At 71.8% G+C, this 23904-nt stretch carries 24 protein-coding genes and 1 pseudogene; 13 read left to right on the top strand and 12 right to left on the bottom strand.

All coding sequences use genetic code 11. From position 1 onward, the window contains the following. Position 1 precedes the first annotated feature (1 nt). On the bottom strand, positions 2–880 hold the full coding sequence (mshD, locus tag ABFT23_RS11915) for a mycothiol synthase (protein ID WP_347895408.1): 879 nt from the start codon (positions 878–880) through the stop codon (positions 2–4). Next, positions 880–1242, bottom strand: coding sequence for a DsrE family protein (locus tag ABFT23_RS11920; RefSeq protein WP_347895410.1), 363 nt, complete (start codon positions 1240–1242; stop codon positions 880–882). Before ABFT23_RS11920 ends, mshD begins: the two co-directional genes overlap by 1 nt. Before the next feature lie 62 nt (positions 1243–1304). Between ABFT23_RS11920 and ygfZ the strand changes: the two genes are divergently transcribed. Further along, positions 1305–2249, top strand: a complete 945-nt coding sequence (gene ygfZ / locus ABFT23_RS11925; protein ID WP_347895412.1) for a CAF17-like 4Fe-4S cluster assembly/insertion protein YgfZ — start codon at positions 1305–1307, stop codon at positions 2247–2249. Positions 2250–2336: 87 nt separating this feature from the next. Here ygfZ and ABFT23_RS11930 read toward each other — a convergent pair. Continuing rightward, a pseudogene (locus ABFT23_RS11930) lies at positions 2337–3206 on the bottom strand (acyltransferase family protein); the annotation flags it as partial. 43 nt (positions 3207–3249) lie between these two features. After that, positions 3250–3990 (bottom strand): winged helix-turn-helix transcriptional regulator, encoded by a 741-nt coding sequence (locus tag ABFT23_RS11935; RefSeq protein ID WP_347895414.1) that lies wholly within the window; start codon positions 3988–3990, stop codon positions 3250–3252. 122 nt (positions 3991–4112) lie between these two features. Between ABFT23_RS11935 and ABFT23_RS11940 the strand changes: the two genes are divergently transcribed. From ABFT23_RS11940 to ABFT23_RS11965, 6 genes are all read left to right on the top strand, one after another. Next, positions 4113–4388: a MoaD/ThiS family protein gene (locus tag ABFT23_RS11940; protein ID WP_347895416.1), complete on the top strand. Its 276-nt coding sequence runs from the start codon at positions 4113–4115 to the stop codon at positions 4386–4388. A 223-nt stretch (positions 4389–4611) separates the two neighbouring features. Next, positions 4612–8400 (top strand): Ig-like domain-containing protein, encoded by a 3789-nt coding sequence (locus ABFT23_RS11945; RefSeq protein WP_347895417.1) that lies wholly within the window; start codon positions 4612–4614, stop codon positions 8398–8400. 117 nt (positions 8401–8517) lie between these two features. Further along, on the top strand, positions 8518–8937 hold the full coding sequence (locus tag ABFT23_RS11950; protein WP_347895419.1) for a TlpA family protein disulfide reductase: 420 nt from the start codon (positions 8518–8520) through the stop codon (positions 8935–8937). Between the two features lie 233 nt (positions 8938–9170). Next, a complete protein-coding gene (locus ABFT23_RS11955; protein ID WP_347895421.1) occupies positions 9171–9614 on the top strand; it encodes a DUF4395 domain-containing protein in 444 nt (147 codons plus the stop codon). 13 nt (positions 9615–9627) lie between these two features. Then, positions 9628–10482, top strand: coding sequence for a sulfurtransferase (locus ABFT23_RS11960; protein WP_347895423.1), 855 nt, complete (start codon positions 9628–9630; stop codon positions 10480–10482). Continuing rightward, complete coding sequence (locus tag ABFT23_RS11965) at positions 10482–10781, top strand: DUF1416 domain-containing protein (RefSeq protein ID WP_347895424.1); 300 nt, start codon at positions 10482–10484, stop codon at positions 10779–10781. Before ABFT23_RS11960 ends, ABFT23_RS11965 begins: the two co-directional genes overlap by 1 nt. Positions 10782–10907: 126 nt before the next feature. Here the strand turns inward: ABFT23_RS11965 and dtd are convergent, their stop codons facing one another. Continuing rightward, the gene (dtd, locus tag ABFT23_RS11970; protein ID WP_347895426.1) at positions 10908–11330 is read right to left on the bottom strand and encodes a D-aminoacyl-tRNA deacylase; all 423 of its coding nucleotides are present in this window, start codon (positions 11328–11330) and stop codon (positions 10908–10910) included. A gap of 26 nt (positions 11331–11356) precedes the next feature. Between dtd and ABFT23_RS11975 the strand changes: the two genes are divergently transcribed. From ABFT23_RS11975 to ABFT23_RS11990, 4 genes are all read left to right on the top strand, one after another. After that, positions 11357–12049 (top strand): SGNH/GDSL hydrolase family protein, encoded by a 693-nt coding sequence (locus ABFT23_RS11975; protein WP_347895428.1) that lies wholly within the window; start codon positions 11357–11359, stop codon positions 12047–12049. A 202-nt stretch (positions 12050–12251) separates the two neighbouring features. Then, complete coding sequence (locus ABFT23_RS11980; protein WP_347895430.1) at positions 12252–13103, top strand: BKACE family enzyme; 852 nt, start codon at positions 12252–12254, stop codon at positions 13101–13103. Positions 13104–13124: 21 nt separating this feature from the next. Continuing rightward, a complete protein-coding gene (locus ABFT23_RS11985) occupies positions 13125–13619 on the top strand; it encodes an FABP family protein (protein WP_347895432.1) in 495 nt (164 codons plus the stop codon). A 52-nt stretch (positions 13620–13671) separates the two neighbouring features. Further along, positions 13672–14139, top strand: a complete 468-nt coding sequence (locus ABFT23_RS11990) for a Fur family transcriptional regulator (protein ID WP_347895434.1) — start codon at positions 13672–13674, stop codon at positions 14137–14139. A 94-nt stretch (positions 14140–14233) separates the two neighbouring features. Here ABFT23_RS11990 and ABFT23_RS11995 read toward each other — a convergent pair whose 3' ends face one another. The 3 genes from ABFT23_RS11995 to cysD all read right to left on the bottom strand — a co-directional run bounded on the left by ABFT23_RS11995 (position 14234) and on the right by cysD (position 17689). After that, entirely contained in the window at positions 14234–15400 is a 1167-nt protein-coding gene (locus ABFT23_RS11995) for a nucleotide sugar dehydrogenase (RefSeq protein WP_347895435.1), read from the bottom strand. Positions 15401–15512: 112 nt separating this feature from the next. Next, positions 15513–16775, bottom strand: coding sequence for a sulfate adenylyltransferase subunit 1 (locus ABFT23_RS12000; protein WP_347895437.1), 1263 nt, complete (start codon positions 16773–16775; stop codon positions 15513–15515). Continuing rightward, positions 16775–17689, bottom strand: a complete 915-nt coding sequence (gene cysD / locus ABFT23_RS12005; protein ID WP_347895439.1) for a sulfate adenylyltransferase subunit CysD — start codon at positions 17687–17689, stop codon at positions 16775–16777. The genes ABFT23_RS12000 and cysD overlap by 1 nt, the downstream gene beginning before the upstream one ends. Before the next feature lie 203 nt (positions 17690–17892). On the opposite strand from cysD, the gene ABFT23_RS12010 reads away from it, so the two are divergent. Together ABFT23_RS12010 and ABFT23_RS12015 are read left to right on the top strand one after the other, a co-directional pair. Continuing rightward, positions 17893–18873, top strand: a complete 981-nt coding sequence (locus ABFT23_RS12010) for a glycoside hydrolase family 6 protein (protein ID WP_347895441.1) — start codon at positions 17893–17895, stop codon at positions 18871–18873. 56 nt (positions 18874–18929) lie between these two features. Further along, positions 18930–19862 carry a response regulator transcription factor gene (locus ABFT23_RS12015; RefSeq protein ID WP_347895443.1) on the top strand — a complete coding sequence of 311 codons (933 nt, stop codon included), beginning with the start codon at positions 18930–18932 and terminating at the stop codon, positions 19860–19862. 158 nt (positions 19863–20020) lie between these two features. Here the strand turns inward: ABFT23_RS12015 and ABFT23_RS12020 are convergent, their stop codons facing one another. The 4 genes from ABFT23_RS12020 to ABFT23_RS12035 form a co-directional block, all read right to left on the bottom strand. Further along, positions 20021–20734, bottom strand: a complete 714-nt coding sequence (locus tag ABFT23_RS12020; protein ID WP_347895445.1) for a hypothetical protein — start codon at positions 20732–20734, stop codon at positions 20021–20023. Continuing rightward, on the bottom strand, positions 20731–22233 hold the full coding sequence (locus ABFT23_RS12025; protein WP_347895447.1) for a glycosyltransferase family 2 protein: 1503 nt from the start codon (positions 22231–22233) through the stop codon (positions 20731–20733). Before ABFT23_RS12025 ends, ABFT23_RS12020 begins: the two co-directional genes overlap by 4 nt. A 90-nt stretch (positions 22234–22323) precedes the next feature. Continuing rightward, positions 22324–23622, bottom strand: a complete 1299-nt coding sequence (locus tag ABFT23_RS12030; protein ID WP_347895449.1) for an MSCRAMM family protein — start codon at positions 23620–23622, stop codon at positions 22324–22326. A gap of 59 nt (positions 23623–23681) precedes the next feature. Beyond that, entirely contained in the window at positions 23682–23903 is a 222-nt protein-coding gene (locus tag ABFT23_RS12035) for a hypothetical protein (protein WP_347895450.1), read from the bottom strand. Position 23904 lies beyond the last annotated feature (1 nt).

The following is a 23904-nucleotide window of genomic DNA, read 5'->3' on the forward strand; positions in this document are numbered from 1 at the left end:
GTTACTCAGCCGCAGCGCCCGTCGCGGCGGACTTCGCGCGGTACTGGACGTGGGTGTCGGCCGCGGCGTGGGCGAACCCCAGCGAGGAGTAGAGCCGCACGGCGGGGGTGTTGTCCGACTCGACGTAGAGCAGCACCTCGGCGACGCCGAGACCGGCGAGGTGGTGCAGGCCGGCGAGCGTCACGACGCGGCCGAGCCCGCGGCCCTGCGCGCCCGGCCCGACGGCGACGACGTAGACCTCGCCGAGCCCGGCGTCGTGCTGCTTGGTCCAGTGGAACGCGAGCACCTCGCCGGCGGTGCCCGAGGGGTCGGCGGAGGTGTCGACGGCGAGGATCAGCCCGGCGGGGTCCCACCACGGCTCGGCCATGCGCTCGGCGAGCCCGGCGGCGTCGAGCCCGCCCTGCTCGGGGTGGTGGGCGAACGCGGCGGCGTTGACGGCGAGCACCTGCGCCTCGTCGCCCGGCTCGAAGCCCCGCAGGGTCACGCCGTCGGGCACGACGACGTCGGGCAGCGCCGCCGACGTCGGACGACGCATCACCCACAGGTCGCGCACCCGCTGCCACCCGGACGACGCCGCGAGCGCCGCGGCGCCGGGGTGGTCGCCGTGCGACCAGGCGAGGTCGGCCGCGCCGACCGCGGCCAGCAGCCGGGTGCCGACGCCGCGTCGCCGCGCGTCGGGGGCGACGGCGAGGGTGAGCTCGCCGTCGCGCACGAGCGCGAAGCCGCCGTCGGCCACGACGACCGACGTGCCGGCGGTGCCGTGGTTCTTCAGGGCGAGGGCGGCGGCCTCGTCGAGCGGGTCGTGCCCGTCGTGGGCGAGGCAGGCCGCACGGATGGCCTCGATGGCGTGCACGTCGTCGACGTCGCTCACGGCGTCCATCAGTACACCAGCGCCTGGACGTCGTCGCGGAGCACGAGCTCGGCGAAGGCGACGGCACCGGCGATGCGGGCGCCGTCGACGAGGTCGGCCTCGGTGAGCGAGCGCCGGGCGGCGCACTGCGAGCACACCGTGATCGAGCCGCCGGCGCGCACCGCCTCGACGAGGTCGGCCGCGGGCGTGGCGTGCGCGAGCCCGAGGTCGGGCACGCGGTCGGCGACGCCGAACCAGACGGCGTCGCCGGTGAGCCACAGCGACACCTCGGCTCCGGCGGTCACGGCCGCGCCGGCGACCGTGAGGGCCTGGTTGGCGCGTTCGGGCGCCTCGGCGCCGCAGGTGAGCTTCACGGCCAGCGGTCGCGTCATGGACGCCACCCTACGGACGGGAAGAGCGCGGCGCCCACCATGGTTCTGCGAGGGTGGACCCCATGCCCAGCACGCCCCGCAGCCCGCTGCTCGACCTGTCCGGAGCCGTCGCCGGCGACGGCGTCGACGCGCCCGTCGCCGCCCACTACGGCTCGTTCAACGGCGAGCAACGGGCGCTGGCCGCGGGCGAGGGGTTCGTCGACCTGTCGCACCACGACGTGCTGCGCATCGCCGGCCCCGACCGTCTCACCTGGCTGCACAACATCACCACCCAGCACCTGACGGGCCTGCAGCCCGGCGTCGAGACCCAGGCGCTGGTGCTCAGCCCGCAGGGCCACGTCGAGCACGAGTTCCGCGGCGTCGACGACGGCGAGGCGCTCACGGTCTGGACCGAGCCGGGCCGCGCCGCCGCGCTGGCGGAGTTCCTCGAGCGGATGAAGTTCATGATGCGCGCCGAGATCACCGACGTCACGGCCGCGCACGCGCTCACCTGGCGCCCCTCGACCGGCCACCGGCTGGTGCCGCGCGCCGACCTGACGACGTACGCCGCCGCGGCCGGCCCCGCGGCCGGGCTGTGGGCCTACGAGGCGCTGCGCATCGAGCGCGGCGAGCCGCGCTTCGGCCTCGACACCGACCACCGCACGATCCCCAACGAGGTCGGCTGGATCGGGCCCGCCGTCCACCTCGACAAGGGCTGCTACCGCGGCCAGGAGACGGTCGCCCGCGTGCACACGCTCGGCCGTCCGCCGCGTCGCCTCACGCTGCTGCACCTCGACGGCTCCGAGAACCGGCTGCCTGCCGTGGGCGCCGAGGTGCTTCTCGGCGAGAAGTCGGTGGGCTTCGTGGGCACCAGCGCCCGCCACCACGAGCTCGGACCGATCGCCCTAGCGCTCCTCAAGCGCAACACCGCGGTCGACGCCGAGCTCATGGTCGACGGCGTCGCGGCGGCCCAGGAGGTCGTCGTCGACCCCGAGGTCGGCCTGCACGTGCGCCCGCGCCTGCGCTGACCCGGCGCCCGCGCGCAGCGCCCGCCACCCCCGCCGGACGTCGAACGGCAGCCACGCCGCCTCCCACCGCCGCACGATCGCGACGGCGGCGAGCGTCATCGCGAGCGTGACCAGCAGCGACGACCACCACGTGGTGCCCGGCGACGGCAGTGCCGCCAGCAGCGCGGTGTGCGCGAGGAACGCGACCATCGTCATCGGGCCGAGCGCGGCCAGCCAGCGGCCCGGGGGAGTGTCCTGCACCAGCAGCGCCAGGCGCCGCCCGACGAGCAGCCCGGCGAGCGCGACCAGGATCCACGGGGCGGTGCGCTCGGTGCCGCCGTCCACGGCCGTCGTCCACGCCCACCCCACGACGACGGTGGCGGCCGCCGTCCAGAGGCCGAGCGCGCGGCCGGTGAACCACGCCCCGACCCGGCGGCGGACGGCGTCCGGCGGGTCGGCGACCACCGAGCCGGCCAGGAAGCAGGCGTAGTGGAAGACGAGGTGGAACTGGCTGTCGTCGCCGACCACCTGCAGCCAGGTCAGCGCCGCGGCGAGACCGGCGAGGCGCAGCCAGGCCGTCCGCAGCGGCAGTGACAGCGCGAAGTAGCACGACAGGTAGCACAGGAACCACAGCGGCGTCTGGGGCACGAACACCTCGACGTACCACCGGTCGTCGGGGCGGTGGGTGTCGCCGAGCAGCACGACGTAGAACAGCAGGAACCAGGCCACGTAGGGCACCACGAGCGCCGACAGCTTGCCGACGACGTAGCGCCGCGGGCCCTTGGCCAGCGCCCGGTGCAGGAACATCCCGGACAGCATCATCAGCACCGGCATGCGGAACGGCAGGAGACCGCGCAGGAGGTCGTCGAGCCACGCGGGTCGCGCGACGTCGTCGGAGATCGCGCCGTTGCGCACGTGGTAGACGACGACCATCAGCAGCAGCGCGCCGCGGAGGACGTCGATCCATCGGGTGCGCATGGCCAGGCCACGTTAGGGAGCCGGCGTGACCGCCGGCAGAACGTCAGGCGTCTTGTGCGTGCCGGGCGCCCATGCGGTCGGCGTCGGCCGCGGCGTCCTTGTCCTTGGTCGGCAGCACGAAGCGGTAGCCGACGTTGCGCACGGTGCCGATGAGGGTCTCGTTCTCGGGGCCGAGCTTGGCGCGCAGGCGGCGCACGTGGACGTCGACGGTGCGGGTGCCGCCGAAATAGTCGTAGCCCCACACCTCCTGCAGCAGCTGCTGGCGGCTGAAGACGCGCCCCGGGTGCTGGGCGAGGAACTTGAGGAGCTCGAACTCCTTGAACGTCAGGTCGAGCGCGCGCTTGCCGATCTTGGCGGTGTAGGTGGCCTCGTCGACGACGACCTCGCCGCTGCGGATGACGTGGGCGTCGGGGTCGGCGGCGTCGCGCGCGGCGGCGAGCCGGCCGATCGCCAGCTTGAGTCGGGCCTCGAGCTCGGCCGGGCCGCAGGTGTGCAGGACGACGTCGTCCATGCCCCAGTCGTGGGTGACGACGGCCAGCCCGCCCTCGGTGACGACGAGCAGCACGGGCACGTCGGTGCCGGTGGTGCGGATGAGTCGGCACAGGTCGCGGGCGCCGGCGAGGTCCTGGCGGCCGTCGACCAGCAGCAGGTCGGACTCGGGGGCCTCGAGCAGCGCGCTGCCCTCGGCGGGCAGGATCTTGACCGAGTGACCGAGCAGCGACAACGCGGGCAGCACCTCGACAGACGGCTGGAGGGCGCTGGTCAGCAGCAGAAGCGTGCTCATGGGTGGTCTCCTCACCATGGAAAGGCTCATGGGATCGAGACCGGGACACGTCATCGGGCTCCGGCCGGGTTAACTAGTGGGGAAGACTACCGAAACGAGAAGGACACGGGGGCCGGACGCCGATGATTGAGACTCAAATCATCACCGTGCGCTACTGGGCGTCGGCACGGGCCGCGGCCGGGGTCGACTCCGAGGCCGTCGTCGTCCCCGGACCCGTCTCTTTGACCGACCTGCTCGCCCGGGTCGTGGCAGCCCACCCCGGTGGCCGCCTGCCGCAGGTGCTCGAGGCCTGCTCGGTCCTGGTGGGAGATCGCCCGGTGAAGAGCCTCGACCCGGCCACGGTCACGGTCTCGCCGGGCGACGTCGTCGAGTTCCTGCCGCCGTTCGCCGGCGGGTGAGTCCACGCTCGGGATAGTCCCTGACGTACATCAGGCCCACGGGGTGCGTTTCCTTGATTTACGTCAGGGACTATCCCGGCCCTCCCGAACCCGCGAGGGTGATCTGTCAGGCAATCAGACAGAAGTGCGCGCCCGACACGGCTCGGAAACGCCGGAGTAATACGGGCTCTCTACGTTCACGAGGCCGGGTCGCCCGACCCGTGCCCTCGTGTTGGGAGACCACGTGCACCCGTTCCGTTCGCGGACCCTGAGCCTCGCCCTCGGCGGAGCTCTGCTGTCCGCACCCCTCGTCGGCCTCGCGCCGACCTCGGCCTCCGCGGCCGACCCCGCCGTCGTCTCGGGCGACGACTTCACCATCACCCAGGTGGCCGGCGGCTACGAGGTCGTCGTCGACCTCGACGCGCCGCTGCCGGTGCGCGGCGACGCACCGACGGTCGTCGTCGACGGCGAGGCGATCGGCATCGCGACCGAGGCCGCCGACGGGCGGTCGCTGTCGGTCTTCACCACCGACCCCTCCGTGCTCCGCGCCGACCGCGTCGACCCCGGCTGGGCCAGCGAGACGACGGCCGCCGGCGTCACGCCGTCCAGGGCGGTCGACGTGCCCGACGCCGCACGCCGCGCCCAGCGCGCGCTCAACGTGAACCCGGCCGAGCTCGGCGACTACGACTGGACCGAGTCGATCTACCTGTTCGGCGACCAGGCGATCGACCTGGCCGGCATCGGCGGCATCCGCGGCGAGCTCGAGGGCAAGATGTACCTGCCCACCACCGACGGCCCCCGGCCCACCGTCGTGCTGCTGCACGGCCGCCACACCTCCTGCTACGGCCCCGGCACGGCCAACCCGAACCGGTGGCCGTGCGCGACCGCGCCCGACAAGACCGACCGCCTGTCGATCCCGAGCTACGCCGGCTACGACGGCACCGCCCGGGCGCTGGCCAGCCGCGGCTACGCCGTCGTGTCGATCTCGGCCAACGCGATCAACTCCAACGACAACCAGCTCGCCGCCGACCAGGGCGCCCAGGCCCGCGGCCAGCTGCTCCTCGACACCCTCACCATGCTGAAGACGGCCAACGCCGGCCAGCCGGTGAGCTACTACGACGCCTGGACCGGCCGCACCCGCACGCTCGACGAGGCGCTCGTCGACGGGACGGCGTCCTACGCCCTGCGCGCCGACGGCTTCGTCGGCGGGGCGCCCGCGCTCGACACCGTCACCGCCGCCGACCTCGTCGGCAAGTTCGACCTGAGCACCATCGGCATGATGGGCCACTCGCGTGGCGGCGAGGGCGTCACCTCGGCGGCCACGCTCAACCAGGCCCTCGACGAGCCGTGGGCGATCGAGTCGATCCTGCCGCTCGCGCCGGTCGACTTCGGCCGCATGACCGTGCCGAACGTGCCCATGAACGTGCTCCTGCCCTACTGCGACGGCGACGTCAGCAACCAGCAGGGCCAGCACATGCTCGACGACTCGCGCTACGCCTTCGGCGACGACGTCCTGCGCGCGGGCACGTGGGTGATGGGAGCGAACCACAACTTCTACAACACCGTGTGGACGCCGGGCCGCTACGCCTACAGCGTCAGCGACGACTGGAGCGGCACGTCGGTCACCTCGGCCCGCGCGACCGAACCTGTGTGCGGCACGGCGCCGTCGACGGCCGAGACCTCGATCCGCATGACGCCGCAGGAGCAGTACGACCAGGGCACGTCGTACATGACCGCCTGGTTCCGCCTGACCCTCGGCGGCGAGCAGGCGTTCCTGCCGATGTTCGACGGCACCGGCCAGGTGCCGGCGGCGCTCAACGGCGAGGACGTGCGCACGCACGCCACCGCGCCGTCGTCGGCCCGCTCGACCATCACCACCTTCGAGGGCCCCTCGTCGCTGGTGCGCACCTTCGGCACCGCCACGGCCGCCCCGTGCGCCAGCATGAACGGCCGGACGACGCCGCAGCTGCTCGCCCCGTGCACCACCACGATGGCCAGCGCCCAGGTGCCGCACTGGACGCCGGCGTCCAACGGCGGCAACGTGCCCGCGACGCCGATGACCCGCATGGCGTGGACCTCCGAGACCGGCCAGGTGCGGGTCACCGTGCCGGCCGGCAAGCGCGACGCCTCCGGCTTCGAGCGCCTCTCGGTCAAGGTCGCCGCCGACGAGACCGTCGTCACCGGCACCGAGCTGAGCATCGCCGTCGTCGACGGCTCCGGCACCACGTGGACCTCGCCCGTCTCGGCCCTCAACCCGCTGGCGCTGGTGCGGTTCCCGACGTCGTCCAGCTCGGCGGCCACGACCACGCTGAAGAAGATCGTGCTGCAGCAGGTCAACGTGCCCGTCGCGACGCTGGCCTCGGCCGGTCTGGTCGTCACCGACCTGCGCGAGGTCCGCTTCGTGGCCGGCGTGGGCGCCGACGCCACCGCGGGTGGCGCGGCCTACCTGTCCGACCTGGCGTTCGAGAGCTCCTCGGTCGGCACGGCGGCCAACGCCACCGAGCCGGTGGTCGACGTCTACGCGCCGGCTGTCGACGAGGGCGACGCCCCGGGCACCTACGACCTGGCCGTCTACCTCGACGCCCCGGCGGCCACCCCGGTCACCGGCTACGTCTCGCTGCTCGGCTCGAGCACCAGCCGGGCCGGCGCGACCATGGAGCCGGTCACCTTCGCACCCGGCGAGACCTGCCAGGTCGTCACCGCCGCGCTGCAGGGCGACACCGCCGCGAGCACCGCCAACGGCACGGTCGTCAAGGCGAGCGTCATCAACGTCTCCGGCGCCGTGCAGGGCAAGCGCGCGATCGTCAACACCACGATCCGCGAGGACGACGGCACCGTGCCCTCGACCACCCCGCCCGCTCCGGCCGTCGCCGAGCTGCCGCCCGTCGGCACGCCCGGCCCGGTCTGCGACGAGCTGGGCTCCTTCCTGGCCGGCGGCTCGGTCGTCACGGCCGAGACGGTGCGGCCCGGCGCCGACACCCCGGTCAGCGCCACCGGGTTCCGGCCCGGGGAGTCGGTGAGCTTCGCCGCCGCCGGCCTCTCGTCGGTCGCCGTGGTCGCCGACGGCACCGGGACGGCGTCCGCCGTGCTCGCCGTGCCGGCCGGCCTGGCCACGGGCCCGCTGCCCGTGACCGCGACCGGCTTCGGCACCGGCCGCACCGCGACCGGCACCCTCGCGGTCCAGGGCACGAGCGAGACCGCGCTGACGATCTCGCCCGTCGTGCCGAGGCTGCGTGAGCCCCTGACGCTGACGGCCACCGTGACCGCCGGTGATCCCGCGGGCAGCGTCGAGTTCCTCGACGGCACCACCTCGCTCGGCAGCGCCGAGACGGTCGAGGGCGTCGCGACGCTCACCGTGCCGGGCCTAGGCGCCGGCGAGCACTCGCTCACGGCGGTGTTCGGCGGCTCGGAGCGCACCACCGGGTCGACGTCGTCGCCGATCGCCTTCACCCTCGACCCGCGGGCCAGCACCGCGGTGCTGACGGTGACGCCGGCCCGCGCGGTCTTCGGCACGCCGGTCACGCTCGACGTCGCGGTGAGCGAGACCTCGGGCGAGGTCGCCTTCGCGATCGCCGGGCGGGTGCTGACGGTGCCGGTCGACCGGACCGGCCACGCCCGGCTCCCGCTGCCCGCGACCACGCCGGCCGGGTCGTACCCGGTCTCGGCGCGGTTCCTCGGCAACGACGACGCCGCGGCGTCCGCCCTGGTGAGCGGCACCGTGGTGGTCACCAAGAAGGCGACCACCACGCGCCTCGCCGTGCCGGGCAGCGTGAAGCCCGGCCGGAAGATCAAGGTCACCGTCGCGGTCGGCGGCCAGGTCGCGGGCGTGGCCCCGACCGGCACCGTCACCCTGCGCGTCACCGGCGGGAAGTCGCTGACCCGGGTCAAGGCCCTCCCGGCCTCGCGCACCGTCACCTTCGAGATCACCGCCCCGCGCAACGGCAAGAAGCTGAACGTCTCGGCCGTCTTCGCCGCCCGGGGCAGCTACGCGGCGAGCCGCGCCGCGGTGAAGGTGGTGCGCATCCAGAAGTAGCTCGGGCGAGTCGAGACCCACCGCAACCGGTCTCTCGACCGGGCCACCAAGGCCCGGTCGAGAGACCGTTCGCGTCACGGGACGGAATGGTTCCGAGGGGCCGATCGTTAGTCGACCGTGAGCACCGGAGCCTGGGTCGCGGTCGCGGCGGTCGTCGTCGCGCTGGCGTTCGGGCTCTGGCGACGCCGGGTCGACGGGAGGTTCAGCGAGGTGCAGGACGACGCAGGCACGACCTCCGTGCTGGCGGGCACGCCCTTCGACGACAGCCTGGGGGAGCGGGCCACGCTCTTGCAGTTCTCGTCGGCGTTCTGCGCGCCGTGCCGCACGACGCGGGTGGTGCTGGCCGACGTCGCCGGCCGCCACGACGGCGTCGCCCACGTGGAGGTCGACGCCGAGCAGCACCTCGACCTCGTGCGCACCCTCGGCGTCATGCGGACGCCGACGACGATCGTGCTCGACCCGGCCGGGCGCGAGCTCGGCCGCGCGGCGGGTGCGCCGACGCGGGCGCAGGTCGAGAGTGTCCTCCCGGTCGCCTGATCTCACATCGTGGATGCACCATCCACATGTCGAGACGCGGATGAGGAGGATCGCCGGAGAGCCCCGTACCGTTCTGGTCATGTCGACGACCTGGCTGACGAAGCGGCGTGCAGTGGACCACTGCCGCACGCGCTCGGCCCTGTGTCGCGCCTGCTGATCGACGAGCCCGCTCGCCGATCCACCGTGCCCCGCCGACCACCGGGGCGTCTCGGAGCCAGTCCAGCAGGAGAGTCATGTCCACCACGAGCGGGATCGACCCGCGAGGTCCGCAGTTCACCGCGTCGCTCACGGCGCTGGTGCTCGTCGCGGTGCTGGTCATGCCGACGCCGGTGTCGACGGTGCTGCTCGCCGTCCAGGCGGTGCTCTTCGCCTGGGGTGCCGCCGCCGGCGTGCAGCACACCCCGGTCGCCTGGCTCTTCCGCACGCTCGTACGACCCAGACTCGGCGCGCCCGACCACCTCGAGGACCCCGCCCCGCCGCGCTTCGCGCAGGCCGTGGGCCTGTTCTTCGCGGTCATCGGGCTCGTCGGCCTGATCTCTGGTCTCGACGTCGTCGCCTACGTCGCCGTCGGGGCCGCCCTCGTGGCCGCCCTGCTCAACGCGGTCTTCAGGTTCTGCCTGGGCTGCGAGGTCTACCTCCGCATCCGTCGCTTCACCGCCGTACCGGCAACCAACTGAAAGGCACCACCACATGAGCCGCGAAGACGCTCTCGTCACCACCCAGTGGGTCGAGGACAACCTCGACACCCCGGGCATCGTGCTCGTCGAGGTCGACGAGGACACCACCGCCTACGACAAGGGCCACATCAAGGGCGCCGTCAAGCTCGACTGGACGACCGACCTCCAGGACCAGGTCCGTCGCGACTTCGTCAACAAGCAGCAGTTCGAGCAGCTGCTGTCGTCGAAGGGCATCAGCAACGACGACACCGTCGTGCTCTACGGCGGCAACAACAACTGGTTCGCCGCCTACGCCTACTGGTACTTCACGCTCTACGGCCACGCCGACGTCAAGCTCATGGACGGCGGCCGCAAGAAGTGGGAGCTCGACTCCCGCGAGCTCACCGACGAGGTGCCGACCCGCGAGACGACGTCGTACACCGCCCAGGAGCAGGACACCTCGATCCGCGCCTTCCGCGACGACACCGTCGCCGCGATCGGCAAGCAGAACCTCATCGACGTCCGCAGCCCCGACGAGTACGCCGGCCGCCTCCTCGCCCCGGCGCACCTGCCGCAGGAGCAGTCGCAGCGCGCCGGCCACGTGCCGACCTCGCTCAACGTGCCGTGGAGCAAGAACTGCAACGACGACGGCACCTTCAAGTCCGACGAGGACCTCAAGAAGCTCTACGACGAGGTCGGCATCGACGACTCCAAGGACACCATCGCCCTGTGCCGCATCGGTGAGCGCTCCTCGCTCACCTGGTTCGTGCTCAAGGAGCTCCTCGGCCACGCCAACGTGAAGAACTACGACGGCTCCTGGACCGAGTACGGCTCGCTGGTCGGCGTCCCGATCGCCCTCGGCGACGAGCCCGGCAAGGCTGACGCCTGATGTGCGGCGCGACCAAGGGCGGGCTGTCGCTCGACGGCGTCAACGTCGCCAAGGAGGCCGTGATCCAGGGCCAGGTGCTGCGCGACGGCGAGCCGGTCGGCAACGCCTACGTGCGCCTGCTCGACAAGACCGGTGAGTTCACCGCCGAGGTGCCCACCTCGGCCACCGGCCACTTCCGGTTCTTCGCCGGCGAGGGTCAGTGGACGCTGCGCACCCTCGCCCCGCAGGCCGACCCGGTCGACCGCCAGGTGCAGGCTGCCATCGGCAGCGTCGCCGAGGTCGAGGTCGCGCTGGCCTGAAGCCCCTCGCTGATCGAGCCGAGTTGGGTCGAGGCGCAGGCCGCGCTCAAGGCCCGGCGAGTCGAGATCGCCGCACCGGCCCCTCCATCGGACCACCTGGTCCGGTCGAGGGGCCGTTCGCCGTCCTCAGCGCTCGAGCAGCACCGTGAACGGCCCGTCGTTGACCGACGTCACCGCCATGTCGGCGCCGAACACGCCCCGCTCGACGTGCGCCCCGAGACCCTCGAGCGCCGCACACACGGCCTCGTACAGCGGCTCGCTCACCGGGCCGGGTGCGGCCGCCTCCCACGTCGGACGACGCCCCTTGCGGGCGTCGCCGTAGAGCGTGAACTGGCTGACCACGAGCACGGGTGCGCCGACGTCGGACGCCGAGCGCTCGCCGTCGAGGATGCGCAGGCCCCAGATCTTGCGCGCCAGCCAGTCGGCCTCGGCCGCGCCGTCGGCGTGGGTGATGCCCACGTAGACCAGCAGGCCGGCGTCGATCGCGCCGACCGTCGTGCCGTCGACCTCGACCGAGGCCGACCGGACTCGTTGGACCACCGCGCGCACGCCCCCGATTCTCTACCCTGTCGTGGGTGAGACGGTGGGCGGTGGTCGCGACGACCCTCGTGCTGCTGTGTGGGTGCGCCGGCGGCGATCCTTCGTCGGACACCGCATCTGGTGAGGCCGGCGCGCCCACCGCGACGGAGGCAGTGCCGCGCGAGCCGCTGCGGGTCGTCGTCGCCGGTGACTCGATCGCTGCCGGCTACTACGCGTCGCGGCCGAGCAACAGCTTCGCCGAGCTGGTCACGACACTGCTCGGCGAGCGGTACGACGTCACGTCGCTCTCCGCAGCCGTGCCGGGCGCGCGCACCTGGCGCATCGCGCGGGAGGCGCGCGACGTGATGGTGGGCGAGGCGCCGATCGACGTCGCCGTCCTCGAGGCCGGCGCCAACGACGTCGGCACCACCACGCTGAGCGCGTGGCGCCGCGCCTACCGTCAGCTGCTGGCCGCGGTTGTCGCCACCTCGCCGGACGCCGCGATCGTGTGCCTGGGGCCGTGGGGACCCAGCGTCGCGTCGGCGCCGTACGAGAGCGTCGTGCGCCGGCTGTGCGCCGACCATGTCTACGTCGGGCTGAGCAGCGCCTACGAGCGCCCGGGGCTCCGCGGACCGGTCGGGTCCGCGACCGAGCTCGGCCCGCGCGACGCCTTCCACCCCAACGACCGAGGGCACGCCGCGATCACCCGGGTCGTCATGAGGGCTCTCGACCGCCTCGGCATCGCCTGAGGGTTGCTTCATCGCTGGTCGGGGTGCGACGAGATCTGCGAGGAGCCTCCAGACCCCTGTGCCGGTGGGCCTGGGTGCGTCGGCCAGAGATCTCGAGGCGAGGTCGCGGGGACCTCGCACCTCGATCAGCGTGGGTCGGCGAGGTTGCGGGCCGACCCCTTCCTCGATCAGCACGGATCGGCGACCTGGCAGCATGTCGGCCATGCCCGACCGCACCCTCCCGCCCGCCGAGGCCCTCCTCGTCACCGTTGCCCCCACCGGGGCCGAGACGAGCAAGGCCGACTGCCCCCAGCTGCCCACGACGCTCGACGAGCTCGTCGCCGCCGCGCAGGAGTGCGAGGCCGCAGGAGCGGCGATGGTGCACGTGCACATCCGCGACGACGACCACGCGCCCACGCTCGACGGCCAGCGTCTTGCCGACACGGTCGCGGCCCTGCGCGAGGGCACCGACCTCGTCGTCCAGCTGTCGACGGGCGGCTCGGTGCACGACCCTCTCGACCTGCGCCTGAAGGTGCTCGACGCGGCGCCCGACTCGTGCAGCCTGACGATGGGCACCACCAACTTCGGCGACGACGTGTTCTCCAACCCGTGGCCGTTCGTGTGCGACCTCTACCAGCTCAGCCAGGAGCGCGAGGTCGTGCCGGAGTTCGAGCTGTTCGACCTCGGTCACGTCGCTGCGCTCGCTCGCCTGCTCAAGACCTACGGCCTGCCGTACGGCGGCCGTGTGCACGTCGACTTCGTGATGGGCGTGCCCGGCGGCATGCCGGGCACGGCCGACGCGCTCGTCGCCGGCGTCGCCGCGCTGCCGCCCGAGGTGACGTCGTGGGGCGCGACCGGCATCGGGCGCAGCACCCTCGCCGTCGGGCTGGCCGCGCTGAGCAAGGGTGGTCACCTGCGGGTCGGCATGGAGGACGTCCTGACCCTCGCGCGAGGCGTGCCGGTCGAGAGCAACACCCAGCTCGTCGAGCGGGCCGTGGCGATGGGCGCGCTCGCGCAGCGCCGCCCGATGACCACCGACGAGGCGCGCGCCCTGCTCGGCACGCGCACGGCCTGAGCGCTCCCTAGACTCGGCACCATGCCGTTCCAGATCCCCGAGAACCTCCACCCCAACTGCGCACCCGTCGTGTGGCTGCTGGGCACGTGGCAGGGCAACGGCCGTGGCGACTACCCGACCATCGAGCCCTACCAGTACGGCCAGGAGCTGGTCTTCCAGCAGGACGGCCGCCCGTTCCTCCACTACTTCGCCCGCTCGTGGGTGATCGACGAGAACGGTGACAAGGTGCGCGAGGCGGCCCAGGAGACCGGCTTCCTGCGCTGCCTCGACGACGGCAAGCTCGAGCTACTGCTGGCCCACAACACCGGCTTCGCCGAGATCTGGTACGGCGTCGCGGCCGAGGGCAAGATCGAGCTGCACACGGCCGGCGTCAGCTACACCGAGACCGCCAAGGAGGTCACGGCTGGGCACCGGCTCTACGGCAACGTCGAGGGCGACCTGCTCTACGCCTACGACATGGAGGCCATGGGGCAGGAGATGCAACCGCACCTGTGGGCGAGGCTGCAACGTGCCTGACGGTGCCGTTGGTCGAGCCGGGCGAGCCTCCGGCGAGCCCGAGTCGAGCCCCTTGCAGCCGGAGGCTCGACCCGACCATGACCACGCCGACGACAACCACGTCGAGGCCCCCGGCGACTGGCGGTCCGAGCTGCGAGCCAAGGGCTACCGCCTCACCCCGCAGCGCGAGCTGATCCTCGGCGCCATCGAGGACCTCGGACACGCCACCCCCGACGAGGTGCTGACCCACGTGCAGTCGCGCGTGTCGTCGGTCAACGCCTCCACCGTCTACCGCACGCTCGAGGTGCTGGAAGAGCTCGGCCTCGTGCGGCACGCCCACCTGTCCGACCGGGCCCCGACCTACCACTCCGTCACCGGGCACGAGCATTTCCATCTCAAGTGCCGCGGGTGCGGTGAGGTCGTCTCGGTCGACGTCGAGGTGGCCACCGCGCTCACCACCCGGCTGGAGGCCGAGCTCGGCTTCGCCGCCGACGTGGGCCACCTGACGGTCTTCGGTACCTGCCGGGCGTGCCGTGGCTGAGCCGGCCCGACCGTCGTCACCGACGACGCGGTAGGGAGCCGCGTCTCGGGGGCGGGGCGCGACCATGGCCGTGCCCGGGCGGGCAGACCCTCGGTCAGTCGCGGCTGAAGAGGTCGCGCGTGTAGACCTTGCCCTCGACGTCAGCCAGCACGTCGGTGCGGCGGTTGGCGATGATGACGTCGGAGCGGCGCTTGAAGTCGTCCAGGTCGTCGAGCACCTCGGAGTGGAAGAAGGTCGCATCCTCGAGGGCCGGCTCGTAGACGAGCACCTCGACGCCCTTGGCCTTGAGCCGCTTCATCACGCCTTGGACGCTGGAGTCGCGGAAGTTGTCGGAGCCGGACTTCATGATCAGCCGGTAGATGCCGACCGTCTGTGGGTTGCGACGCAGCACGTCGTGGGCGATGAAGTCCTTGCGGGTCGTGTTGGCCTCGACGATCGCGCTGATGAGGTTCTGCGGCACGTCGCGGTAGTTGGCCTGAAGCTGCTTGGTGTCCTTCGGCAGGCAGTAGCCGCCGTAGCCGAACGACGGGTTGTTGTAGTGGCTGCCGATGCGCGGGTCGAGCCCGACGCCCTCGATGATGTGGGCGGTGTTGAGCCCGTGGACGGCGGCGTAGGTGTCGAGCTCGTTGAAGTAGGCGACCCGCAGGGCCAGGTAGGTGTTGGCGAACAGCTTGATCGCCTCGGCCTCGGTGGGGTCGGTGAAGACCACCGCCACGTCGTCGGCCAGTGCGCCCTGCGCGAGCAGGTCGGCGAAGCGCCGGGCCGGTTCGGTGGTGTCGCCGACGACGATCCGGCTCGGGTACAGGTTGTCGTGCAGCGCTCGGCCCTCGCGGAGGAACTCGGGCGAGAAGAGGATCGAGGCCCCAGGGTGCGTCTCGCGCAGACGGGCCGTGAACCCGACCGGCACCGTCGATTTCACCACGATCGTCGTGCCGGGGTTGATGCTCAGCGCCTCGCTGACGACCGCCTCGACGCTCGAGGTGTCGAAGTAGTTGCTGTCCTCGTCGTAGTTCGTCGGGGTGGCGACGACGACGAAGTCGGCGTCGGGGTAGGAACCGGCGGCGTCGGTGGCGGCGGTGAGGTCGAGCTCGTGGTGGGCGAGGTAGTCCTCGAGCTCGACGTCCTCGATGGGGGAGAGCCCACGTGAGACGAGGTCGACGCGCCCGGCGTCGAGGTCGACCGCGACCACGGTGTTGTGCTGGGCCAGGACGACGGCGTTCGACAGCCCGACGTAGCCCAGGCCGACGACGACGATCTTCACGGGTGCCACCCTAGTGATCGCCGGCGGCGCCGGAGCATCCGACGGGTGGCCGGCGGACGACGAGGGGCCCGGTCCGCACGGACCGGGCCCCTCGTCGTGCGTCTGCTGGGGATCAGCTGCCGGAGTTGATCATGCCCGCACCGACGGTGACGCCGGTGGCCTCGTCGATGAGGATGAACGAGCCCGTGGTGCGGTTCTGGGCATAGGGGTCGCACAGCAGCGGGACGGTCGTGCGCAGCTGCACGCGACCGATCTCGTTGACGCCGAGCTCCTTCGTCTCCTGGTCGCGGTGCAGCGTGTTCACGTCGAGGCGGTACTGGATGTCCTTGACCAACGCCCGTGCGGTGCGGGTGGTGTGCTTGATGGCCAGCTTCTGCCGCGGCTTGAGCGGCGTGGTCGTCATCCAGCAGATCATCGCGTCGATGTCCTGCGACGGCGTCGGGGCGTTCTTCACGCGGGCGATCATGTCGCCGCGCGAGACGTCGACGTCGTCGGCCAGCCGCACCGTCACCGACATGGGCGGGAAGGCCTCGGTGATCTCGCGGTCGAACAGGTCGATGCCCTCGATGGTCGAGGTCATGCCCGACGGCAGGACGACGACCTCGTCGCCCGGCTTGAGGACGCCACCGGCGACCTGGCCGCCGTAGCCGCGGTAGTCGTGGTGCTCGTCGGACTTCGGCCGGACGACGTACTGCACCGGGAAGCGGGCGTCGATGAGGTCGCGGTCGGAGGCGACGTGCACGTGCTCGAGGTGGTGCATGAGCGTCGGGCCGGAGTACCAGGCCATGTTCTCCGAGCGCGTGACGACGTTGTCGCCGTTGAGCGCCGAGATCGGGATGACCTCGAGGTCGGGGATGTTGAGCTTGGTCGCGAACTGCGTGAACTCGGCGTGGATCTTCTCGTAGACGTCCTGGTCGAAGTCGACGAGGTCCATCTTGTTGACCGCGAGCACGAGGTGCGGCACGCGCAGCAGCGACAGGATCACGGCGTGGCGGCGCGACTGCTCGGTCAGGCCCTGACGGGCGTCGACCAGCACGAGGCCGAGGTCGGCGGTCGAGGCGCCGGTGACCATGTTGCGCGTGTACTGCACGTGGCCGGGGGTGTCGGCGATGATGAACTTGCGCGTCGGGGTCGCGAAGTAGCGGTAGGCGACGTCGATCGTGATGCCCTGCTCGCGCTCGGAGCGCAGGCCGTCGGTGAGCAGCGCGAGGTCGGTGTAGTCGTAGCCCTTGGACGCCGAGGTGGCCTCGACGGCCTCGAGCTGGTCCTCGAAGATCGACTTGGAGTCGAGCAGCAGGCGCCCGATGAGGGTCGACTTGCCGTCATCGACGGAGCCGGCGGTGGCGAAGCGGAGCAGGTCCATGTTGGTGGCCATCAGAAGTAGCCCTCCTTCTTGCGGTCCTCCATGGCGGCCTCGGAGAACCGGTCGTCGCCACGGGTGGCGCCGCGCTCGGTGAGCTTGGCGACCGAGATCTCGTCGATGATCTCGGGGATGGTCGAGGCGGTCGACTCGACGCAGCCGGTGAGCGTGATGTCGCCGCAGGTGCGGAACCGGACGGTGCGCTCGGTGACCTCCTCGCCCTCGCGGGTCGGGTTGAGCGGCGTCTCGGACATCAGCATGCCGTCGCGCACGAACACGCGGCGCTGGTGGGCGTAGTAGATCGAGGGGATCTCGATGCCCTCGCGGCCGATGTAGTCCCACACGTCGAGCTCGGTCCAGTTGCTGATCGGGAAGATCCGCATGTGCTCGCCCTCGTGCAGGCGGCCGTTGTAGAGGCTCCACAGCTCGGGGCGCTGGTTCTTCGGGTCCCACTGGCCGAACTCGTCGCGGTGGGAGTAGACGCGCTCCTTGGCGCGGGCCTTCTCCTCGTCGCGGCGACCTCCACCGAAGGCGGCGGTGAAGCCGTTCTCCTCGATGGCGTTGAGCAGCGTGCCGGTCTGCATGCGGTTGCGGCTGGTCTTGCCGTCGTCGATGACCACGCCGTTGGCGATCGCATCGTCGATCGAGGCGACCACGAGCCGGACGCCGAGGCGGTTGACCCAGTTGTCGCGGGTCTCCATGACCTCGGGGAAGTCGAGACCCGTGTCGATCTGCATGATCGGGAACGGGATCTTGGCCGGGAAGAACGCCTTCTCGGCGAGCCGCAGCATGACGATGGAGTCCTTGCCGCCCGAGAACATCAGCACGGGCTTCTCGAACTCGGCAGCGACCTCACGGAAGATGTGGATCGACTCGGCCTCCAGCTGGTCGAGCTGGCTGAGCCGGTAGTCGGCGTGGGTGGTGGTCATCGGTGCAGGTGTTGCCTCTCGCATGAAGTGCGTCGGGACGCAGAGCAACCGCCATCGTGCCACGGTGCGGGGCAAGGCGGCGAAGTGACAAGTATGTCGACCAGCGCACACTACTAGCGAGGCGTCTCATGTCAGCGTCGCCTGCGGCCCACCGTCAGCGTGAACGCGCTGCCGTCGCCCGGCGGGTGGTGCAGACTTGGTCGGTGCCACGTACCGCCGATCGCGCGACCCGCCTCCTCGCCCCGCTCGGGCTGCTCGTCGCGGTGCTCGCCGGGTGCGGGTCCGACGACGTGTCCGGCGGCGACAACCTGCTCCGCGACGAGCCGCAGGTCGTCGTGTCGAACGCACGCCTCGAGGCCGCGACCAAGCAGGCCGCCGCCGACGGCGACACCGAGAAGGCGAGCGTGCTCGAGCGGCTCTCGAGCGTGCCGACCGGCATCTGGCTCACCCCCGAGCGCCTGCCCATCGGCGCCGTCGGTGGCTACGTGTCGTCGGTTCTAGCCCAGGACCCCGACGCCGTGCCGGTCTTCGTCGTCTACGGCATCCCGAACCGCGACTGCACGGGCAAGCTGTCGGCCGGCGGGCTGCCGCCCGAGAGCTACGTGCCCTGGGTGCAGGAGATCGCCACGGCCGCCGGCCCCGACTCGGTGGTGGTGCTCGAGCCCGACGCACTCGGCGGAGCGGCCACCTGCGAGGGCGTCGAGGACCGCATCGACCTCCTGCGCGACGCCGTGCACGCCCTCGACGAGGCCGGCCCCGAGACCTACGTCGACGCCGGCCACTCCGACTGGGTGCCGGCCGAGGAGATGGCCTCGCTGCTCGAGCAGGTCGACGTCGACCGCGTGCGCGGCTTCGCCACCAACGTGGCCAACTACCAGCCCCTCACGCTCGAGCGCGCCTACGCCGAGCAGCTCAGCGGGCTGCTGGACGGCGCCCACTACGTGATCGACACCGGCCGGTCCGGTGCCTCGAGCCGCACCGGCGTCCCGGTGAGCGACTGGTGCAACCCCGAGGGGCAGGCCCTCGGCGACGAACCGGGCTACATCGACGACGACACGGCCCTCGACGCCCTGCTGTGGGTCAAGCCACCGGCCGAGAGCGACGGCACCTGCCACGGCGGCCCGCCGGCCGGCGAGATCTGGATCGAGCGCGCCGTCGCCCTGGCGGAGGCCGCCGGCTGGTGACAGCCGAAGCGGGTGAACCGCGGACGCGGTGCCGGAGGGCTCGATAGCATCCACCCGTGCCCTTTACCCGCACCGCGGTGATCGTCGAGGACGACCCCGACACCCGCGACCTCATCCAGCTCATCCTCAGCCAGTCGGGCTTCACGACCGTGCTGGCCGACGACAGCGACGCGGCGCTCGACGCCATCCGCGAGCACGAACCGCTGCTCACCACGCTCGACATCAACATTCCCGGCATCGACGGGTTCGCCGTCGCCAAGCGGGTGCGCTCGTTCAGCCAGACCTACATGATCATGATCACCTCGCTCGCCGAGGAGATCGACATCGTGCGCGGCTTCGAGGCCGGCGCCGACGACTACCTGGTCAAGCCGTTCCGCCCGCGCGAGCTGAGGGCCCGGGCCGACGCGATGCTGCGCCGGGTCAGCGCCGCCACCGAGACGGAGCGCACCGACGGTCGCCACGCCGGCCGCGACGAGCCGAAGCGGCCCGAGTCGTGGGCCGCGGTCGCCGCGCGCGAGATCCGCGACCACATCAGCACCCCGCTCGACGACGACGTCGCGACGCCCGCGGCCACCGCACCGGCCGCCACGCCGGCCCCGTCCGCCCCGAGGCGTGCTGTGCCGGTCCCGCGGACGCCGGTCGCCGAGCCGTCGACCGAGCCGGTGCTGCGGCACGGCGCCCTGGTCTACGACACCACCGGCGCCGGTCCCACCCTCGGCGGACGACGCCTCGACCTCACCGTGCCCGAGAGCGAGATCCTGCTGTCGCTCATGCGCACCGGACGACGGGTGCGCAGCAAGGCCGACCTGGTGCTCACCCTGCGCGGCCAGCAGTACGTCACCTCGCACTTCGTCAACGAGGCCGACAAGCGCGCCGTCGACGCCCACGTCGCCGGCCTGCGGCGCAAGCTCGGCGACGACGACGCCGCGGCCCACCGCTACATCGAGACGGTGCGCGGCGTCGGGTACCGGATGGCCGAGCCGGCCTGACGTTCGCCTCTATGGTGATCGAGGTGCGAGGTCGCCCGCGACCTCGCCTCGAGATCCCTGGCCTCGGGCACCCGAGTCTGGGTGGAGGGGTCTCGAGGCTCCTCGCAGAGCTCGTCGCACCTCGACCAGCGATGGACGCACCTCGACCAGCGTCGAGGTCAGCTGGCGTTCTCGGGGATCGGCGTGGCGACGGTGGGGTCGTCGGAGGCGAAGATGGCGATCGGCACGACCTGCTTGACGGTACGGGTCAGGTACTCGCCGGAGCCGGCTCGCTTCTCGATGTGCACGACCGCGCGGAAGGTCAGCTCGACGCCGCGGGTGTCGGGGCTCATCGGGCCGATCTCCTGGTTGCGCACCTCGAGCGCGCCCTTCGGCGAGGTGATGAGCATCCCGAAGCGGCTCCGCGCCGGCTCGGGGTCGAAGGTGACGTCGGCGGCCTCGGCGTCGAGGGAGTAGGGCCGTTCGGTGGCGCCGCCGTTCGCGGTGATCGTCGCCGAGGTGACCTCGATGGTCTCGAGGTACATCAGGCGCTTGGTGTCGAACGGCGCCCGCAGGGGCTGGGACAGGTCGTAGCCCTGGAAGGTGAAGGTGAAGAACTTCGAGCCGCCGGGGTACCACTCGTTGGTGCGGGGCGTGGCCTTCGTCGGGTACATCGTGAGGACCAGGTCGACGCCCCGGGCGCCGCGTACCGAGGTGTGCGACTGGAAGGTGCCGCTCGAGGTGAACTCCGAGCTGATCGCCAGGTCGGCCGGCGCCGACGCCGTGCCGGCCGGGGTGCCGGCCGGCGTCTCGTCGCCGCCGCTGGTGTCGCACGCCGCCAGGGCGAGCGCCAGGACGGCGGCCGCGACGCCGCGCAGCAGGGTGGACCTCATGCCTTGAACCCCCGGTGGGGCTTCATGATCTTGACGATCATCCACGCCGTCTGCAGCAGCGTCACCACGCCCAGGATCGGCCAGCTCACCGCGAGCACGTCGGAGCGGACCGGGATCGAGAGCTGCGACCACACGACCGCGCACACCACCAGGAAGGCGACGAGCACGACGTAGGGGTAGAGCCAGGCCGTGCCCTTGCCACGCTCGGCCTTGGCCTGGGCCGCCCAGTTGTCGGTCTGCTGGTGGCTGAAGAACTTCACCCACGCCCGTACGAAGTGGCCCATGCGGATCCACATGTACAGCTCGGCGGGGGCGAGGAGGAGGGCGAAGAGGTAGTCGCGCCGGTTGGCGAACGCCATCGAGCGCGCCACCTTCACGTTGAGCGCGATCGCGGCCAGCGGCGGGATGAGCCACCAGAGCTGGAAGACGAAGGCGTCGATGACCAGCGACCCGCCGAGCAGGAGGAGGAAGCCCAGCCGGGTCACCATGTTGACGACCATCGAGAGGTGCTCGAACCAGCGCAGCCGCAGGTTGGGGTGCAGCGGTTGGCCGCGGGTGTCGCCGCGCTGGCCGGGCCACATCAGGTCGATGGCGCCGAAGTTCCACTTCACCTGCTGCGCGTCGAGGCCCCGCAGAGTCGTCATGCCGCCGACGTGGGCCCGGGCCCGGGCGCTGATCTTGGTCAGGTAGCCGGCGCTCTTGATCTGCAGCGAGAGCAGGGAGTCCTCGACCTCGCTGTCGTTGACCCACGGCGTGCGCTGGTGGCTGTCGCGCAGCACGTCGCGCAGGGCGCGGGTCGAGAAGATCGAGAACTGTCCGCCGAGCACCGCCATGTTGCGGCCCTTCAGCAGGTTCTGCATGTTGAAGGCGGAGAACTGCGCGCGCTGGCCGGCGATGAGGAACTTGGCCATCGGGCCGTCGAGGGCGCTGTCGTCGATCGAATAGATCGCCGAGATGCCGCCGATGCGGTCGTCGCTGGTGATCTCGTCGATGAGGTGCTCGACGGCGTCCGGCTCGGGCGTGGTGTCGCCGTCGACGCCGAGCACGAAGTCCATGTGCTCGACCAGCGTGTAGCCGTAGTTGAGGGCCCCGACCTTCTTGTCGGGGTTCTTGCCGATGTCGTGCACGTAGATCTCGGTGTGCTGCGGGCCGGCCGACGTCTGGCGCTCGTGCGGGCCGGCGAAGTGGCTCGCGACCTCGACGGAGTCGTCGGTGGTGTTGTTGATGATGACGTGGATGACGTCGGGCAGCCGGGTCTGCATGAGCAGCGAGTCGAGGACGCCGGCGATCGTCTCGGCCTCGTTGTAGGCCGGGATGATGCAGCCGACGGTCGCCCGGTGCTCGGGGATCGAGGAGACCTCGTCGAGGAACTGCTCGCTGTAGGCGGACAGGCCCGGGTCGGGTGTGCGCACGTAGCCGTCGGGGACGACGGGAGCGGTGGTCGGGTGAGTGGGCTCGACGAGCGCGCTCGTTCCGGCCTCGTCGTGGGATGACGCCATGTCGACAGTGTGAGTCATCGCGACCCTGCGCCGCGGCGTTTCGGGGCAACAGGGACGCAGGTCACGAAATGGCCGGACGCCGCATCAGATCTAGCAGTTCGGGTCGTCCTGCTGCGCCCTCGGCAGGTGGGGGAGCGCGACGGCGCCGACCGAGGTCGCGCGGCCGGTGGTGAGCGTCACTCCCGACACCCGGCGGTTGCCGTACTTGCACTCGCTGTCGCCGGTGCCGAGGTAGGGCGTGAACTGCGCGGGGCCGGCGACGACGCTCACCCCGCGCTGGGTGAGCAGCTGCCCGGTGAGGGTGAAGGTGCCGTTGCTCGCGGACGTCGTGCGGGCCAGCTCGGCGCCCCCGGCGTCGAGCAGGCGCACCACGGCGTCCTTCAGCGGGGTGTCGGTGCGGTTGCCGTCGACGACCGTGCCCGTGACCGAGGCGCCGCGCTTGGTCAGCCGGGCCGAGCCGAACGCCGTGCGACCGCTGCGGACCACGACAGTGGTGCGCACCGTGGCGCCGAGCCACGGCCCCACGCCCGGCACCTGGATGTCGTAGCGGCCGGGGTACAGCCCGGTGAACGTGACGCTGCCGCCCCGCGCCTTCGCCGTCCAGAACTGGCCGGTGCTGCGGCTCACGGCCGTCGGGTAGGCCACGCCCGGGTAGCGCCCGTCGCCGGCGTAGAGGTCGAGCAGCAGGGCGCCCGCTCGCTTCTTGAGCTTGATGTCGACCCGGGTGAAACGGGATCCGCGCACCTTCTTCAGGTAGGTGCTCGGCCCCACGAACTGCGCGCGTCGGTCGTAGGTGAACACCGAGTAGCTGCCCGGAGGCAGGCCGCCGAGGGCGTAGTTGCCCTGGCGGTCTGCGGTGACCTCGAACGACTGCTCGTACGTGTTGGCGGCCACGACCCGCGCACCGCCGCCGGGCTTGCCGCCCACGCGCACGGTGCCGCCGATCGAGGCGCCGCGACGCATCCGCACGGTCTTCATCGTCGTGCTCGCCGCCCGGACGACGACCGAGACGGTCGTCGGGCGCAGCTTGGTCACGTCGTAGCTCGGTCGCTGGTCGACGAACTGGAGGAAGTAGCGGCCCGCCGGCAGCGTCAGGGAGTAGGCGCCGGTGGCCTTGCGGGCGCCGAGGTAGGTCCAGTCGGACCTGAACCAGAGCACCTTCACCGTCGGCGCCGGACCACGGCCGGCCCGGAGGATCTCGCCGCGTACGCGGCCGGTCGCCGCTGCCCGGGCCGAGGTCTCGGCCGGGGCGGCCGACGTTGATGGGGCCACGGCGGTAGCGACGGTGGCGGCCGACGACGGGACCACGGGCGACAACACGACGGTCGCCACGACCAGGCACAGGGAGGTCACGGCGGTCCGCAGACGACGCACGAGCGATGTTTCCACCGGACCATGATGAGTCACGCGGCGTCCGCACGCTCGCGAACGCCCGGTTGTGACCGGGGTTACCGGTCGCGTCGTCCGGTCTGCGTCCAGACCCACGCGCACCCGGCCACCACGACGAACCACAGCACGACGACCGGCACGTCGCTGGAGTGCAGGCCGTGCTCGCGGGTGAGCACCAGCACCACCCGGCCGTCGTCGTTGGGGCGCAGCACCCAGGCCGCGGTGAGGAGCGACTGCACCGCGACGAGCAGCAGGACGAGGGCCCGCGACGGCGTCATCACA

It is taken from the genome of Nocardioides secundeburneus, assembly GCF_039939255.1.
Taxonomy (GTDB): domain Bacteria; phylum Actinomycetota; class Actinomycetes; order Propionibacteriales; family Nocardioidaceae; genus Nocardioides.